The organism is Streptomyces hypolithicus (assembly GCF_052934925.1).
In genome coordinates this window covers 4944954-4960882 of record NZ_CM128811.1, presented here as the reverse complement: position 1 = coordinate 4960882, position 15929 = coordinate 4944954, and the positions used below count along the sequence as shown (strand labels likewise).

The following is a 15929-nucleotide window of genomic DNA, read 5'->3' as shown; positions in this document are numbered from 1 at the left end:
TTAACCGAAGAAGTTCCGGACGTGCTCCAGCCCGTCGACCAGGGCATCGACCTCGTCCGGCGTGGAGTACAGATAGAACGACGCTCGCGTGGTCGCAGGAATTCCGTACCGCAGGCAGACGGGCCGTGCGCAGTGGTGGCCGACGCGAACCGCGATGCCCAGCTCGTCGAGGACCTGGCCCACGTCGTGCGGGTGGATGTCGCCGAGCGTGAAGGAGATCGCGGCGCCGCGGTCCTCGGCCGTTACGGGACCGATGATCCGCAGGTCGGGGATCTGCTGGAGACGCTTCACGGCGTACTGCGTGATGGCGTGCTCGTGCGCGGCGACGTTCTCCATGCCGATCGCGGTGAGGTAGTCCACGGCCGCACCGAGGCCGACGGCCTGGGCGATCGGGGGCGTACCCGCCTCGAACTTGTGCGGCGCCGGGGCGTACGTCGACGAGCTCATCGACACGGTCTCGATCATCTCGCCGCCGCCGAGGAAGGGCGGCAGGTCCTCCAGGAGTTCCTGCCGTCCCCACAGCACGCCGATGCCGGTCGGGCCGCACATCTTGTGGCCGGTGAAGGCCACGAAGTCGGCGCCCAGCGCCTGCACGTCCAGCACCATGTGCGGGGCGGCCTGCGAGGCGTCGACGCAGACCAGGGCGCCGACATCCTGGGCGCGGCGGACGATCGCCTCGACCGGGTTGACGGTACCCAACAGGTTCGAGACCAGCGTGAAGGAGACGATCTTCGTCTTCTCGGTGATGATCTCGTCGATGTTGGACAGGTCGAGCCGGCCGTCGTCGGTCAGGCCGAACCACTTCAGCTTCGTGCCGGTGCGCTGCGCGAGCAGCTGCCACGGGACGATGTTGGAGTGGTGCTCCATCTCCGTGATGACGACTTCGGTGTCGCCGTCCACGCGGTAGGGCTCGTCGGCCCAGCCCAGCATGTTGGCGACCAGGTTGAGCGACTCCGAGGCGTTCTTGGTGAAGATCACCTCGTTGCGGCTCGGCGCGTTGATGAAGGCGGCGACCTTGTCGCGGGCGCCCTCGTACAGTGCCGTGGCCTCCTCGGCGAGTACGTGCACTCCGCGGTGAACGTTCGCGTTGTGCTGTTCGTAGTACTCGCTGAGGGTGTCGATCACCTGGCGCGGGGTCTGCGAGGTCGCAGCGGAGTCCAGGTAGACGAGCTTCTTGCCGTCGTGGAGCACCCGGTCGAGGATCGGGAAGTCCTTGCGGATCGCCTCAGTGTCCAGGAGGCCTGGCAGCTGTGTCACGCGGTTGCGCCACCCTTCGTGTACTCCTCGTAGCCCTCGGCCTCAAGCTTGTCGGCGAGCTCCGGGCCGCCGGACGCGACGATCCTGCCCTTGGCGAAGACATGCACGAAGTCCGGCTTGATGTAGCGCAGGATGCGCGTGTAGTGCGTGATCAGCAGCGTGCCGACCTCGCCGGTGTCGCGGACGCGGTTGACGCCGTCGGAGACCTGGCGCAGGGCGTCGACGTCGAGGCCGGAGTCGGTCTCGTCCAGGATCGCGATCTTCGGCTTGAGGAGCTCCAGCTGGAGGATCTCGTGGCGCTTCTTCTCACCGCCGGAGAAGCCTTCGTTGACGTTGCGCTCGGCGAACGCCGGGTCCATCTGGAGGGTCTCCATGGCCGTCTTGACCTCCTTCACCCAGGTACGCAGCTTGGGGGCCTCGCCGCGGATGGCCGTCGCCGACGTACGCAGGAAGTTGGAGACCGAGACGCCGGGGACCTCGACCGGGTACTGCATCGCGAGGAACAAGCCGGCGCGGGCGCGCTCGTCGACGGACATCTCCAGGACGTCCTCGCCGTCGAGGGTGACGGTGCCGCTGGTGATCGTGTACTTGGGGTGACCCGCGATCGAGTACGCGAGGGTGGACTTGCCGGAGCCGTTGGGGCCCATGATGGCGTGGGTCTCACCCTGCTTCACGGTCAGGTCGACGCCCTTGAGGATCTCCTTCGTGGCGTTGTCGGCCTCGACGGAGACGTGCAGGTCGCGGATTTCAAGCGTTGCCATGGGTGTCTCAGGACTCCTGGGTGACGGAGACGAGCACATCGTCCCCTTCGATCTTTACGGGGTATACGGGGACGGGGCGCGTCGCGGGAAGGCTGGAGGGCTTGCCGGTGCGGAGGTCGAAGCTCGACCCGTGCAGCCAGCACTCGATCATGCAGTCCTCGACCTCGCCCTCCGAGAGGGAGACGTTCGCGTGCGAGCAGATGTCGTTGATCGCGTACACCTCGCCCTCGGTCAGGACGACGGACACCGGCGTGCCGTCGAGTTCCACCCGTTTCGGGGTGTCCTCGCCCAGCTCGCTCAGCGCACAGGCTTTGACGAAGGCCATCAGACGGACGCCCCCAGCTCGGCGTCGATCTTGATGAGGAGGCGCTCCTCGACGTCGGGCAGGCCGATCTGCTGGACGAGCTCGGCGAAGAACCCGCGGACGACGAGGCGGCGGGCCTCGTCGGCCGGGATACCGCGCGACATGAGGTAGAACAGCTGCTCGTCGTCGAAGCGCCCGGTCGCCGAGGCGTGGCCGGCGCCGACGATCTCGCCGGTCTCGATCTCCAGGTTCGGCACGGAGTCGACGCGCGCGCCGTCGGTGAGGACGAGGTTGCGGTTCAGCTCGTAGGTGTCGGTGCCCTCGGCGGCGGCCTGGATGAGGACGTCACCGATCCACACGGCGTGCGCGCCGTTGCCCTGCAACGCGCCCTTGTAGACGGCGTTCGACTTGCAGTGCGGCACGTTGTGGTCGATGAGGAGGCGGTGCTCCTGGTGCTGGCCTGCGTCGGTGAAGTACAGGCCGAAGAGCTCGGCCTCGCCGCCGGTGCCCGCGTAGCTCACGCGCGGGTGGAGGCGTACGACATCTCCGCCGAAGGTCACCACGACCGACTTGAACGAGGCGTCGCGGCCGATCAGCGCGTTGTGCTGCGCCACGTGCACGGCCGTGTCGTCCCAGTCCTGGACGGATACGACGGTCAGCTTCGCGCCGTCGCCGACGACGAAGTCGACGTTGGCGGCGAGCACCGCGTCACCGGTGTGGTCGATGACGACGACAGCCTCAGCGAAGGCTCCCAGCTCGACGACCTGGTGGCCGAAGGCGGTGCCGCCGTCGCCGTGCACGGCGATGCGGATCGGCTCGGTGAGCACGCTCTCCTTGGGCACCGAGACGACCGACGCCTTCTCGAAGGAGGCGTACGCCTGGGCGGCCACCCGGTCCACCGGGGTGCCGGCCCGGCCGAGGCGCGCGTCACCGCGGTCCACCGTCTCGACGGTGACGCCCTCGGGGGCGGTCACCTCGACGGTGAGTACGCCGCCGGCCTCGGCGGTGCCGTCGTGCAGGCCGCGCAGCCGCTCCAGCGGCGTGAAGCGCCACTCCTCCTCGCGGCCGTGCGGCACCGGGAAGTCGGCCACGTCGAAGGACGGCGGGGCGCTCATGCGCGTGGCGACGGTGGACTCGGCGGCCACCGCGATGGAGCCGGTGGTCGTGGAGCCCACCGGGATGTTCTGAGCCTCAGCCATGGCTGTCGTAGTGCTCTCTCTCTGGGTCAAAGAATTGAGTCGCTGCGCGGGGGCGGGGCCGTTAGCCGACCGAGCCCTCCATCTGCAGCTCGATCAGCCGGTTGAGCTCCAGTGCGTACTCCATGGGGAGTTCCTTGGCGATCGGCTCGACGAAGCCGCGGACGATCATCGCCATGGCCTCGAACTCGGTCATGCCGCGGCTCATCAGGTAGAAGAGCTGATCGTCGGAGACCTTGGAGACGGTCGCCTCGTGCCCCATCGACACGTCGTCCTCGCGCACATCGACGTAGGGGTACGTGTCCGAGCGGGAGATCGTGTCGACCAGCAGCGCGTCGCAGAGCACGTTCGACTTGGAGCCCGAGGCGCCCTCGCCGATCTCGACGAGACCGCGGTAGGAGGTGCGGCCACCGCCTCGCGCCACCGACTTGGAGACGATGTTGGAGGAGGTGTTCGGCGCCATGTGGACCATCTTGGAGCCGGCGTCCTGGTGCTGGCCCTCGCCCGCGAAGGCGATCGACAGGGTCTCGCCCTTGGCGTGCTCACCCATCAGGTAGACGGCCGGGTACTTCATCGTCACCTTGGAGCCGATGTTGCCGTCGACCCACTCCATAGTCGCGCCCTCGTACGCCACGGCGCGCTTGGTGACCAGGTTGTAGACGTTGTTCGACCAGTTCTGGATGGTCGTGTAGCGGCAGCGGCCGCCCTTCTTCACGATGATCTCGACCACGGCGCTGTGCAGCGAGTCCGAGGAGTAGATCGGGGCGGTGCAGCCCTCGACGTAGTGGACGTAGGCGTCCTCGTCGACGATGATCAGCGTCCGCTCGAACTGGCCCATGTTCTCCGTGTTGATACGGAAGTAGGCCTGGAGCGGGATGTCGACGTGGACACCCTTCGGGACGTAGATGAACGAGCCGCCGGACCACACGGCCGAGTTCAGCGACGCGAACTTGTTGTCGCCGACCGGGATGACCGTGCCGAAGTACTCCTGGAAGAGCTCCGGGTGCGTCTTCAGCGCGGTGTCTGTGTCGAGGAAGAGGACGCCCTGCTCCTCCAGGTCCTCACGGATCTGGTGGTAGACGACCTCGGACTCGTACTGCGCGGCGACACCGGCGACCAGGCGCTGCTTCTCCGCCTCGGGGATGCCGAGCTTGTCGTACGTATTCTTGATGTCCTCCGGCAGTTCCTCCCACGAAGTGGCCTGCTTCTCGGTGGAACGCACGAAGTACTTGATGTTGTCGAAGTCGATGCCCGACAGGTCGGCGCCCCAGCTCGGCATGGGCTTCTTGCCGAACAGCTTGAGGCCCTTGAGCCGCAGCTTCAGCATCCACTCCGGCTCGCTCTTCTTCGCCGAGATGTCGCGGACGACCTCCTCGGAGAGGCCGCGCTTGGCTGTGGCGCCGGCGGTGTCGGAGTCGGCCCAACCGAATTCATACGTACCCAGGCCCTCGAGTTCGGGGTGGGCAATCTCCGTGGGGAGCGTCATGCGGGGTTCCTCCCGGCCGTACTTGCAGATGCTGATGGGATGGTCTGTGTGGTGCCGGCTGCGCTCGCCGCGCCGCGCGGAATGAACGTCGTGCACACCCCGTCGCCGTGGGCGATCGTGGCGAGACGTTGCACATGGGTTCCGAGCAGACTGGAAAAGAACTCGGTCTCCGCCTCGCACAGCTGCGGGAACTGCTCGGCGACATGAGCGACCGGGCAGTGGTGCTGGCACAGCTGCTCTCCGACCGGTGCACTACGCGCCGTGGCAGCGTACCCGTCGGCGGACAGGGCCTTGGCGAGCGCCTCGGGCCGGTCCTCGGGGGCGACTGCCTCGATCGACGCGCGGTAGGCCGCCGACTGGGCGGCGAACCGGGCGCGGGCGAAGGCGGTGACGGCCGCCTCACCCTTCGCGCCGCCGCCCGCCGCCTCTGCGATCCAGTGCAGGGCGTCGGCCGCGAGCGTGTCGTAGGACTGGTCGAAGGCGTCCCTGCCGCAGTCGGTGAGCGCGAAGATCTTGGCGGGTCTGCCGCGGGTCCTGGCGCCGTACACCTTCTGGTCACGGGGCTCGACGACGTTCTCCGTGACGAGCGAGTCGAGGTGACGGCGGACGGCGGCCTGGGTGAGACCGAGACGCTTCGCGAGATCGGCGACGGTGGACGGGCCGTGGTCCAGGATGGAGCGCGCGACCCGGTTGCGCGTCGAGCGCTCTCCGGTCGCGAGTTCCTCCTGCGGAGCCTCGCCAACGTATTTCACAACGCCATTGTTGCGTAATTCCTCAGCCAGTGACAACCCGCGTCTGGATCAAGCTCCGGTGGGGTGTATCACTTAGGTACACCTAAGTTGACCTGCGGAAATGATCAGAATGGGTGCGATCAGGGGGCCGTCTCCGCAGGCCCGCGGGCCCTCTCTAGACTCCCAGCATGAGCATTCCCGTCGTCCGGATCGCAGGACTGGTCAAGCGGTACGGAGCGAAAACCGCCGTCGACGGCCTCGATCTGGAGGTCCGCGCGGGAACCGTCACCGCCGTCCTCGGCCCCAACGGAGCCGGCAAGACGACCACGATCGAAACCTGCGAGGGCTACCGCAGGCCCGACGCCGGGACCGTACGTGTCCTCGGCCTCGACCCGGTCTCCGACGCGGCCCGGCTGCGCCCGCGCATCGGAGTGATGCTCCAGTCCGGCGGGGTGTACTCCGGGGCGCGCGCGGACGAAATGCTGCGGCACGTGGCGAAGCTGCACGCTGATCCGCTGGACGTCGATGGGCTGATCGAGCGACTGGGCCTCGGCGGATGCGGTCGTACGACGTACCGGCGGCTCTCCGGCGGACAGCAGCAGCGCCTCGCCCTGGCGATGGCCGTGGTCGGCCGGCCCGAGCTGGTCTTCCTGGACGAGCCGACAGCGGGCCTGGACCCGCAGGCCCGCAGGTCCACCTGGGAGCTGATCGGTGAACTGCGCTCAGACGGCGTCGGGACCGTGCTCACCACCCACTTCATGGACGAGGCCCAGCAGCTCGCCGACGACGTCGCGATCATCGATGCGGGCCGGGTCATCGCCCAGGGCAGCCCCGAGCAGCTGTGCCGGGGCGGCGCCGAGAACACCCTGCGCTTCACCGGCCGCCCCGGGCTCGACGTCGAGTCCCTGCTCAAGGCGCTGCCCGAGGACACCCTGGCGGTGGAGCTGACGCCCGGGACGTACCGGATCACCGGCAAAATCGACCCCCAGCTGCTGGCCACCGTCACCTCCTGGTGCGCCCAGCACGGCGTACTGGCGGACCGTCTCTCCGTCGAGCGGCACTCGCTGGAGGACGTCTTTCTCGAACTGACCGGTAAGGACTTGCGTTCATGAGCGTCGGTACGTACACGCCGCGGCCGGGGGCCGCCCCGCTGCGGCGGATGATCGCGGCGCAGACCGCGTTCGAGACGAAGATGCTGCTGCGCAACGGCGAGCAGCTGCTGCTGACGGTGATCATCCCGGCGCTGCTGCTGGTGCTCTTCTCGTCGGTCGACATCATCGACACGGGCGCGGGTTCGTCCGTCGACTTCCTGACGCCCGGCATCCTGGCGCTGGCCGTCATGTCCACGGCCTTCACCGGGCAGGCCATCGCGACCGGCTTCGAGCGCCGTTACGGCGTGCTCAAGCTGCTCGGCACCTCGCCGCTGCCGCGCTGGGCGCTGATGACCGCGAAGACGCTTTCGGTGCTGGTCACGGAGGTTCTGCAGGTCGCCCTGCTGACGGCGATCGCGTTCGGCCTCGGCTGGTCACCGCAGGGCAACCCGTTCGCCGTACTCCTCCTGCTCGTCCTTGGCACCGCGGCCTTCTCCGGGCTCGGCCTGCTGATGGCCGGGACGCTCAAGGCGGAGGCGACGCTGGCCGCGGCCAACCTTGTCTTCCTGCTGCTGCTGGTGGGCGGCGGGGTGATCGTGCCGCTGGACAAGTTCCCTGGCGGAGTTCAGTCGGTGCTCGGGCTGCTGCCGATCTCGGCGCTGTCGGACGGGCTGCGCGACGTACTGCGGCAGGGTGCGGGCATGCCGTGGGGCGATCTCGGGATCCTGACGGTGTGGGCGGTACTGGGGCTGGGCGCGGCGGCCCGTTTCTTCCGCTGGGAGTAGCGGCACCACGGCCTCGCGACCCGAATCCCCCGCCCACCCCCGCACCCCCCTCGGACCCCCTCGTGAAAAGCTGCACAAGCGCCGTCCTACGATGGTTGCCGTGTTGACCCCCCTCGCCTTCATCGCGCAACGCTGGACGCCCTCCCCCAGGATGCTCCGGCGCGCCGCGCTCTCCGCCGTCGTGATGGCCGTCGTCATCATCGTGACCGGTGGCGCCGTCCGGCTCACCAGCTCCGGTCTCGGCTGCGACACCTGGCCCAAGTGCACCGACGACAGCCTCTTCGCGACTCCTGCCCAGGGCATCCACGGCGCGATCGAGTTCGGCAACCGGCTGCTGACGTACGTCCTGTCGGCCGCCGTCGGCTGGGCGATCATCGCGGCCCGGTCCACCAAGCCGCGACGGCGCCGTCTCACCCGGCTCGCCTGGGCCCAGTTCTGGATCGTGCTGAGCAACGCCGTCCTCGGCGGTATCACCGTGTGGCTGGGCCTCAACCCGTGGAGTGTCGCGGGGCACTTCCTCCTCGCCAACGCCCTGCTGACGGTCGCCGTGGTCACCTGGCACCGCACCCGCGAGGGCGACGCCGCCCCCCGGCCGCGCGTCCCGCGTCCCGTCCGCAGGCTGTCCCGGGTGCTGCTGATCACCTCGGGCATCCTCATCGCGCTGGGTACGACGGTGACGGGCTCGGGCAAGCACGCCGGGGACAGCAGCGACGTACCGCGCATGCCGTTCGACTGGGTCGACGCCGCTCACCTGCACGCCTCCGCCGCCTGGGTCGTATGCACGCTGGCCGTCGCCATGTGGCTGACGCTGCGCATCGTGGACGCCCCTGACGACGTCCGGGCCCGCGCCCGCGACCTGCTGATCGTCCTGGTGGCACAGGGCGGGATCGGCTACGTCCAGTTCTTCACCGGGGTGCCGGAGATCCTGGTCGGCGCCCACATGCTCGGCTCCGCCCTGATGTGGATCGCCGTGCTGCGCCTGGCCCTGAGCCTGCGCGAGCGCCCCCTCGAAGCACCGGCACCAGTGGCCGCCCGGTCCGGTTCATCGGTGTCCGCCGCCGCCTGACGGCCCATCCCCGCCACCCGCTCGGCAGACCGGTGTCCACCGAACGGGTGGAAATTCAGGTGTCCCGCAGGAGGCCGCCGGGCCGTCTTTCACCGGCTGCTTCCACCGGCTCCAGCGAACGGGTGACCCCCCGCGTCAGGTGTTGTTACGCCCTCGGCGCGGGGGCTTCGGCGGGGCCGTTGGACGGGCCGCCGATCTGCAGGCCGGCCATACGGCTCCACTCGTACGGGCCGGTACGCACCTTGGCCGCGAAGTCGCCGTCGAAGGACTCGTGCAGCGTGATCCCGGCCTTCTCGGCGGCGCTCTGCGCGACGGCGTGGGTCGGTGCGACGAGGTCGCCCCAGCCGCCGTCCTCGCCGACGAGCACGATGCGGGTGCCCATCTGGCCGAGGTAGGCGAGCTGTCCCTCGGCGCCGCCGTGCTGCTTGGCGAAGGCGCCGATCTCCTTGGCGAGCTTCGCCACCTTGCGCTCTGCCTGCTTCGTGGCCCGCTCCGTGGCCTGCTTCGTGTCTGCCATGAGCAGGATGCTACCGACGGGTAGCCCAGCGGTCCAGGGCGGGCTTCCTAGGGGGTGTCTGACAATCCCCCGTGGGTCAAGGAGCGGCGTCCGGTGCGTGCGATCGCAAGGCGCCGGACAGTCCTCGTAGCGGAGCTACTAGGGCTGTCCGGCAACGCTGCGAGCGTGCGTCGCGACGCCGCGACGCCGCGGGGAATTGTCAGACACCCCTAGGCTGCTAGCGGAGGAAGGGGTCGACAGCGACGGCGACGAAGAGCAGGGAGACGTAGGTGATGGACCAGTGGAACAGCCGCATCTCCTTCAGCGCCGCACCGGTCACGCCGGACTTCGCGCGGGCCTTGAGCCCGTGCGCCTCCTTGAGCCACCAGCCACCGGACACCAGCGCGACCGCCGTGTAGAACCAGCCGGTGTAACCGAGCGGAGTCAGCAGCAGCGAGACGGCGACCATCACCCAGCTGTACGCGACGATCTGGCGGGCCACGACCGTGTTGGAGGCGACGACGGGAAGCATCGGCACGCCCACGCGCGCGTAGTCCGCCTTCACCTTCATCGACAGCGGCCAGTAGTGCGGCGGCGTCCAGAAGAAGATGACCATGAAGAGGATGACGGCGGCCCAGGACATCGAGTTGGTGACCGCGGACCAGCCGATGAGGACCGGCAGGCAGCCGGCGATGCCGCCCCAGACGATGTTCTGCGCGGTGCGGCGCTTGAGGATCATGGTGTAGACGACGACGTAGAAGAGCAGCGCACCGAGTGACAGCGAGGCGGACAGCCAGTTGACGAGCAGTCCGAACCACAGCGTCGAGATCACCGCGAGGCTGATGCCGAAGACGAGGCATTCACGCGGGCTGACCATGCCGGTGACCAGCGGCCGCTGCGACGTACGGTCCATCAGCGCGTCGATGTCGCGGTCGATGTACATGTTCAGCGCGTTGGCGCCGCCGGCGGACAGATAGCCGCCGAGGCAGGTGATCAGGACCAGCCAGAGATCGGGGACGCCCTGTTCCGCCAGGAACATCACCGGGACAGTGGTGATCAGCAGCAGTTCGATGATCCGAGGCTTGGTCAGTGCCACGAACGCCTTGACTCGGGCTCCGAATGGCCGGTGGCCCCCCGGGCTGGGAGTCAAGGCGACCCCTGCGGGTCGGGACTCGACGGCCGTCACGCACACCCCTGACAGAGAAATTCCAGCAAGCTCCGGGCGTGAAGGCCCGGTAAACACTTGCGCGTACCACGCCACTCTAGACGTTGCCCAGAGGCCGATCTCCGCCGGGGTCGGCTCGTGTTGAGCAGCGCCGTGGCCGGGTCCGTAGAGAGGAGGGTGAACGTCAGGAGGCGAAGTCCGCCACCCGCCGGCACGCTGGGCTCTGTCTGCTCTTAGCCAGTTCCATCCAAGTCCTGGGCTCGAAAAGATGCGCGTTCTCGCGGGGGTCTGAACTGCACTCGTTCTAGTGAAGAGCGAGCATTCGTTAGCGGCTACGGGTTAGCGGCTTCTACGGTCGGTTTTGTGGATCTGACCGAGTGGGTGGAGGCCCAGGGTGTCCATCCGCAGACCGCGCGCCGCTGGTGCCATGAGGGGACGTTGCCGGTGCTGGCGATGCGGGTGGGTCCGCGCACGATCCTGGTGAATATCGAGGCCAACCAGGCCGTTGATGTGGTCGTTGGTATGGGTTTGTACGCCCGGGTCTCCTCGCATGACCGGAAGGCTGACCTGGCGCGGCAGAGGGCCCACGGTCGCCGCTCCGCGAGGAACGGGGCGCGAAAAGCGCTTGAGGCGGCCGCGAGTGAACGGGCGTAGGAAGCCGTTGCGGCCCGTTCGTGGTCCGGGAGGCGTCGGGTGTCGCGATCCGCGACCGGCTGGGGTGCCTCACACCCCAGGACGAAAAGGTCCTGCGCCTGGTCGGCGCCCACCTCGGCAGTCTCGCTGCCGCTGACCTCGCCCTGTACTCACGGGCCGGCTTCGAGCGGACCAACCAGACCTGGGCCGGACGCAAGCCCGGCCTGACGGCTGAGTCGTCGTCCCGGTGGGCCGGTGCGATCACCAAAGGCACCCACGACCAGTACCCGCTGGCCCGTCGCGGCCAGCTCGCCCACCGGGACAAGCTCGCCGACGGCATCCGGATGCTCACGCACCGCCTGTCCCTGCCGGTCGGGGAGAGGGGCAGCAGGGGGAGGGCCCGGCGGGTACCGGTCGCAGAGGGAGTGGTTCAACAAGTCCCGCCGCCTCCATATCCTCCAGGCCCGCCTCGTGGCCGTCGAAGAGGACATCGCGGCCGGGCGCGTGCACGTCGTACGCGGCGGGAAGAGACTCGCGCGCAACCGGCACAACCTCCAGTCGGCGGGGCTGAGCGAGGAGGGGTGGCGGGAGCGTTGGGAGGCCGCTCGCTGGTTCCTTGGCGCGGACGGGGAGTCGGGGAAGCGGTTCGGGAACGAGACGATCCGGGTCACCCCCGACGGCGAGGCCTCCATCAAGCTGCCCAAACCGCTGGAACACCTGGCCAACGCCCCGCACGGCCGTTACGTCCTGGCCACCCGGGTGGCGTTTGCGTACCGGGGAGCGGAGTGGGCCGACCGCGTCGCCGGGAACCTGGCGGTCGCCTACGACATCCACTACGACGTGGTGAAACAGCGGTGGTACCTGACCACCTCCTGGAAGCGCCCCGCCGTCCGGAGCATCCCCCTGCAGGCCGCGCGTGCCGGTGGGCTGATCGGTGTCGACACCAATGCCGACCACTTCGCCGCGTACGCCTCGACCCGCACGGCAACCCGGTCGGCGAACCGCACCGCTTCCCCTACGAACTGACCGGCAGCTCGGACCACCGCGACGCACAGCTGCGCCGGCGCTCAGCGGGCTGCTGCGCTGGGCCACCCGCGTCGGCGTCACCGCGATCGCCATCGAGGACCTGGACTTTCCCGACGGGAAGACCCGTGGGCGGTTCGGCCGCAAGAAGAGGTTCCGGCAGCTGATCCACGGCATCCCGACCGCCAGGGTGAAAGCCCGGCTGGTGAACATGGCCGCCGAGCCCGGCCTGGCCCTGGTCGCTGTCGATGCGGCGTACACCAGCAAGTGGGGCGCCGAGCACTGGAAGACGCCCCTGACCTGCAGCAGGCGTGCGATGACCCGCCATGACGCGGCGGGCATCGCGATCGGAAGGCGCGCCCTCGGGCACCCGATCCGGCGACGGACGAAACCGCCCCGCCACCACCGGAGCGATGGTGGCGGGCATCGGAACGTCCAGGCCGATCGTGGGACCCGGGGGCGTGAGGGACTCCGCCGGACACGGAACGGAACCAGCCCCCCGAGGGCGGCGACCGGCCGTGCGGTCACAGCGGACAACCAGCGTGCCCGACACCGATCGGGACACGCGGCTGAGCACGGGTCCTGGCAACAGGACTCACTCCCGCTCAGTCTTTAAGGAACGGTAGGCTCGACAGCGCCCGGTGCGTCTCACCGGGATTCGACATGTGGAGAGGAGCCCTGACTCAGGGTGAGCACCAAGCCGACGACCACAGATCTCGAGTGGACCGATCTGGACCAGCGGGCTGTCGATACCGTCCGCGTCCTGGCCATGGATTCCGTACAGAAGGTGGGCAACGGCCACCCTGGTACGGCCATGAGCCTCGCGCCGGCCGCGTATGTGCTGTTCCAGAAGCTCATGCGGCACGACCCCAGCGACGCGAACTGGACCGGCCGGGACCGATTCGTCCTCTCCCCCGGTCACTCCAGCCTGACGCTCTACATCCAGCTCTACATGGCCGGGTACGGGCTGGAGCTCGACGACCTCAAGGCGTTCCGCACCTGGGGCAGCCGGACACCGGGCCACCCCGAGCACGGGCACACCACCGGCGTCGAGACGACGACGGGGCCGCTGGGCCAGGGCATCGCCAACGCCGTGGGCATGGCGATGGCCGCGCGCTACGAGCGCGGGCTCTACGACCCCGAGGCGGCTGCGGGCGCCTCTCCGTTCGACCACACCATCTGGGCGATCGTCTCCGACGGCGACCTGGAGGAGGGTGTCTCGGCCGAGGCGTCGTCACTCGCGGGCCACCAGAAGCTCGGCAACATCGTCGCGCTGTACGACGACAACCACATCTCGATCGAGGGCGACACCGAGACCGCCTTCTCCGAGGACGTGCTGAAGCGGTACGAGGCGTACGGCTGGCACGTCCAGCGCATCGAGCAGAGCGCGGACGGCGACTTCGACGTGAAGGCGCTGCACGCGGCGCTGAAGGCAGCGCAGGACGAGACCGAGCGCCCTTCGATCATCGCGGCCCGCACGATCATCGCCTGGCCCGCCCCGAACGCGCAGAACACCGAGGCCTCGCACGGCTCGGCGCTGGGCGCCGAGGAGGTCGCGGCCACCAAGCGTGTGCTGGGCTTCGACCCGGAGCAGGACTTCCAGGTCGACGACGACGTTCTCGCGCACGTGCGCGCGGCGGGCGAGCGCGGCCGTGACGCGCACGCCGCCTGGGACAAGAAGTTCCAGGAGTGGCGCAACGCCAACGCCGAGCGCGCCACCACCTTCGACCGCGTCGCCGGGGGCAAGCTGCCCGAGGGCTGGGAGCAGGCGGTTCCCGTCTTCGAGGCCGGCAAGGCCGTGGCGACCCGCGCCGCGTCCGGCAAGGTCCTGCAGGCACTCGGCGCCGTCATTCCCGAGCTGTGGGGCGGCTCCGCCGACCTCGCGGGCTCGAACAACACGACGATCGACAAGACCTCGTCGTTCCTGCCGGCGGACAACCCGCTGCCCGAGGCGGACCCGTACGGCCGTACGGTCCACTTCGGCATCCGCGAGCACGCCATGGGCTCGACGATGAACGGCATCGCGCTGCACGGCAACACCCGCATCTACGGCGGCACCTTCCTGGTGTTCTCCGACTACATGCGCCCCGCCGTCCGCCTCGCCGCGCTGATGAAGCTGCCCGTGACGTACGTCTGGACGCACGACTCCATCGGTCTGGGCGAGGACGGCCCGACGCACCAGCCGGTCGAGCACATGGCCGCCCTGCGCGCCATTCCCGGCCTGAACATGGTCCGCCCGGCCGACGCCAACGAGACGGCGATCGCCTGGCGCGAGATCCTCAAGCGGCACGACGCCCCGCACGGTCTGGCGCTGACCCGCCAGGGCGTGCCGACGTACGAGGCCAACGAGGACGCCGCACGCGGCGGTTACGTCATGTTCGAGGCCGAGGGCGGCGCGCCGCAGGTCGTGCTGATCGGCACCGGCTCCGAGGTGCAGCTCGCCGTCGAGGCGCGCGAGCAGCTCCAGGCCGCCGGGATTCCGACGCGCGTCGTGTCGATGCCTTCGGTCGAGTGGTTCGAGGAGCAGGACGCGGGGTACCGCGAGAGCGTGCTGCCCCCGTCCGTCAAGGCCCGCGTCGCGGTCGAGGCGGGCATCGCACTGACCTGGTACCGGTACGTCGGCGAGGCCGGCCGTGTCGTCTCGCTGGAGCACTTCGGCGCTTCCGCGGACGCCAAGGTTCTCTTCCGGGAGTTCGGGTTCACCGCGGACGCCGTGACGGCCGCCGCCCGGGAGTCTCTGTCCGCCGCAGCGCGCTGACGCCGGTACACGACAAGTAGGAGATGCAACTCTCATGACAGACGCACTCAAGCGCCTCTCCGACGAAGGCGTCGCGATCTGGCTCGACGACCTGTCGCGCAAGCGGATCACGTCCGGCAACCTCGCCGAGCTGATCGACCAGCAGCACGTCGTGGGCGTCACCACCAACCCGTCCATCTTCCAGAAGGCGATCGCGCAGGGCGACGGTTACGACCAGCAGCTCGGTGACCTCGCCGCCCGCAGGCTGACGGTCGAAGAGGCCGTCCGCATGATCACGACGGCCGACGTGAGGGACGCCGCCGACATTCTGCGGCCGGTCTTCGACGCGACCGGTGGCAAGGACGGCCGGGTCTCCATCGAGGTCGACCCGCGTCTGGCCCACAACACCAGGGCGACGGCCGCCGAGGCCAAGCAGCTTGCCTGGCTGGTGGACCGCCCGAACACGCTGATCAAGATCCCGGCCACCGAGGCGGGTCTCTCGGCGATCACCGAGACCATCGCGCTGGGCATCAGCGTCAATGTGACGCTGATCTTCTCGCTGGAGCGCTACCGCAAGGTCATGGATGCCTACCTGGCGGGCCTGGAGAAGGCGAAGGCCGCGGGCCTGGACCTCTCCAAGATCCACTCGGTGGCCTCCTTCTTCGTGTCCCGGGTGGACACCGAGATCGACAAGCGCCTGGACGCGCTGGGCACGGACGAGGCCAAGGCCCTCAAGGGCAAGTCCGCGCTGGCCAACGCACGTCTGGCATACCAGGCCTTCGAGGAGGTGTTCGGCTCTGCCGACTCATCGACGCAGGCCTCGGACCGCTGGTCCGCGCTGGACAAGGCGCAGGCCAACAAGCAGCGTCCGCTGTGGGCTTCGACCGGCGTCAAGGACCCGGCGTACAAGGACACGCTGTACGTCGACGACCTCGTCGCCCCCGGCACGGTGAACACCATGCCCGAGGCGACGCTCGAAGCGACGGCCGACCACGGACAGATCTCGGGCAACACGATCGCAGGCACCTACGAGCAGGCGCGCGCCGACCTCGACGCCGTCGAGAAGCTCGGCATCGCGTACGACGACGTAGTGCAGGTGCTCGAGGACGAGGGCGTCGACAAGTTCGAGGCGTCCTGGAACGACCTGCTCAAGTCGACCGAGGCGGAGCTCAAGCGCCTCGCCCCTTCGGAGGGCTAA

Annotated in this window: 14 protein-coding genes and 1 pseudogene; 7 read left to right on the top strand and 8 right to left on the bottom strand. The window is 69.0% G+C overall.

The genetic code is table 11. The features are described 5' to 3' along the window. From ACU6WZ_RS23325 to ACU6WZ_RS23300, 6 genes are all read right to left on the bottom strand, one after another. A complete protein-coding gene (locus tag ACU6WZ_RS23325; protein ID WP_447030124.1) occupies window positions 1–1257 on the bottom strand; it encodes a cysteine desulfurase in 1257 nt (418 codons plus the stop codon). Beyond that, window positions 1254–2018, bottom strand: coding sequence for a Fe-S cluster assembly ATPase SufC (gene sufC / locus ACU6WZ_RS23320; protein WP_447030123.1), 765 nt, complete (start codon window positions 2016–2018; stop codon window positions 1254–1256). The genes ACU6WZ_RS23325 and sufC overlap by 4 nt, the downstream gene beginning before the upstream one ends. A gap of 7 nt (window positions 2019–2025) precedes the next feature. Continuing rightward, on the bottom strand, window positions 2026–2343 hold the full coding sequence (locus tag ACU6WZ_RS23315; RefSeq protein WP_447030122.1) for a bifunctional 3-phenylpropionate/cinnamic acid dioxygenase ferredoxin subunit: 318 nt from the start codon (window positions 2341–2343) through the stop codon (window positions 2026–2028). Continuing rightward, a complete protein-coding gene (sufD, locus tag ACU6WZ_RS23310) occupies window positions 2343–3521 on the bottom strand; it encodes a Fe-S cluster assembly protein SufD (RefSeq protein ID WP_447030121.1) in 1179 nt (392 codons plus the stop codon). Before sufD ends, ACU6WZ_RS23315 begins: the two co-directional genes overlap by 1 nt. Before the next feature lie 61 nt (window positions 3522–3582). Then, window positions 3583–5004 carry a Fe-S cluster assembly protein SufB gene (gene sufB / locus ACU6WZ_RS23305; RefSeq protein WP_447030120.1) on the bottom strand — a complete coding sequence of 474 codons (1422 nt, stop codon included), beginning with the start codon at window positions 5002–5004 and terminating at the stop codon, window positions 3583–3585. Beyond that, a complete protein-coding gene (locus tag ACU6WZ_RS23300) occupies window positions 5001–5756 on the bottom strand; it encodes a helix-turn-helix transcriptional regulator (protein ID WP_447030119.1) in 756 nt (251 codons plus the stop codon). The genes sufB and ACU6WZ_RS23300 overlap by 4 nt, the downstream gene beginning before the upstream one ends. 167 nt (window positions 5757–5923) lie before the next feature. Between ACU6WZ_RS23300 and ACU6WZ_RS23295 the strand changes: the two genes are divergently transcribed. The 3 genes from ACU6WZ_RS23295 to ACU6WZ_RS23285 all read left to right on the top strand — a co-directional run bounded on the left by ACU6WZ_RS23295 (window position 5924) and on the right by ACU6WZ_RS23285 (window position 8677). Further along, window positions 5924–6847, top strand: a complete 924-nt coding sequence (locus tag ACU6WZ_RS23295; RefSeq protein ID WP_447030117.1) for an ABC transporter ATP-binding protein — start codon at window positions 5924–5926, stop codon at window positions 6845–6847. Next, on the top strand, window positions 6844–7611 hold the full coding sequence (locus tag ACU6WZ_RS23290; protein WP_447030116.1) for an ABC transporter permease: 768 nt from the start codon (window positions 6844–6846) through the stop codon (window positions 7609–7611). The genes ACU6WZ_RS23295 and ACU6WZ_RS23290 overlap by 4 nt, the downstream gene beginning before the upstream one ends. Window positions 7612–7702: 91 nt before the next feature. Beyond that, window positions 7703–8677, top strand: coding sequence for a COX15/CtaA family protein (locus ACU6WZ_RS23285; RefSeq protein ID WP_447030115.1), 975 nt, complete (start codon window positions 7703–7705; stop codon window positions 8675–8677). A 145-nt stretch (window positions 8678–8822) separates the two neighbouring features. On the opposite strand, the gene ACU6WZ_RS23280 is transcribed toward ACU6WZ_RS23285, so the two are convergent. Then, the gene (locus ACU6WZ_RS23280; protein WP_447030113.1) at window positions 8823–9194 is read right to left on the bottom strand and encodes a hypothetical protein; all 372 of its coding nucleotides are present in this window, start codon (window positions 9192–9194) and stop codon (window positions 8823–8825) included. 217 nt (window positions 9195–9411) lie between these two features. Continuing rightward, on the bottom strand, window positions 9412–10365 hold the full coding sequence (locus tag ACU6WZ_RS23275; protein WP_447030112.1) for a heme o synthase: 954 nt from the start codon (window positions 10363–10365) through the stop codon (window positions 9412–9414). 336 nt (window positions 10366–10701) lie between these two features. On the opposite strand from ACU6WZ_RS23275, the gene ACU6WZ_RS23270 reads away from it, so the two are divergent. The 4 genes and pseudogenes from ACU6WZ_RS23270 to tal all read left to right on the top strand — a co-directional run bounded on the left by ACU6WZ_RS23270 (window position 10702) and on the right by tal (window position 15929). Next, a complete protein-coding gene (locus ACU6WZ_RS23270; RefSeq protein WP_447030111.1) occupies window positions 10702–10992 on the top strand; it encodes a hypothetical protein in 291 nt (96 codons plus the stop codon). A 20-nt stretch (window positions 10993–11012) separates the two neighbouring features. Beyond that, window positions 11013–12610 (top strand): annotated as a pseudogene (locus ACU6WZ_RS23265) (IS200/IS605 family accessory protein TnpB-related protein). A 72-nt stretch (window positions 12611–12682) separates the two neighbouring features. Further along, the gene (gene tkt / locus ACU6WZ_RS23260; RefSeq protein ID WP_447030109.1) at window positions 12683–14752 is read left to right on the top strand and encodes a transketolase; all 2070 of its coding nucleotides are present in this window, start codon (window positions 12683–12685) and stop codon (window positions 14750–14752) included. A gap of 34 nt (window positions 14753–14786) precedes the next feature. After that, window positions 14787–15929 (top strand): transaldolase, encoded by a 1143-nt coding sequence (gene tal / locus ACU6WZ_RS23255; protein ID WP_447030108.1) that lies wholly within the window; start codon window positions 14787–14789, stop codon window positions 15927–15929.

Bases quoted from the DNA above. Each gene is read 5' to 3' on its own strand.
- sufC (WP_447030123.1), bottom strand. From the start codon at position 2,018: ATGGCAACGCTTGAAATCCGCGACCTGCACGTCTCCGTCGAGGCCGAC.
- ACU6WZ_RS23295 (WP_447030117.1), top strand. From the start codon at position 5,924: ATGAGCATTCCCGTCGTCCGGATCGCAGGACTGGTCAAGCGGTACGGA.
- ACU6WZ_RS23315 (WP_447030122.1), bottom strand. From the start codon at position 2,343: ATGGCCTTCGTCAAAGCCTGTGCGCTGAGCGAGCTGGGCGAGGACACC.
- ACU6WZ_RS23285 (WP_447030115.1), top strand. From the start codon at position 7,703: ATGGTTGCCGTGTTGACCCCCCTCGCCTTCATCGCGCAACGCTGGACG.
- ACU6WZ_RS23290 (WP_447030116.1), top strand. From the start codon at position 6,844: ATGAGCGTCGGTACGTACACGCCGCGGCCGGGGGCCGCCCCGCTGCGG.
- tal (WP_447030108.1), top strand. From the start codon at position 14,787: ATGACAGACGCACTCAAGCGCCTCTCCGACGAAGGCGTCGCGATCTGG.
- sufD (WP_447030121.1), bottom strand. From the start codon at position 3,521: ATGGCTGAGGCTCAGAACATCCCGGTGGGCTCCACGACCACCGGCTCC.
- ACU6WZ_RS23280 (WP_447030113.1), bottom strand. From the start codon at position 9,194: ATGGCAGACACGAAGCAGGCCACGGAGCGGGCCACGAAGCAGGCAGAG.
- sufB (WP_447030120.1), bottom strand. From the start codon at position 5,004: ATGACGCTCCCCACGGAGATTGCCCACCCCGAACTCGAGGGCCTGGGT.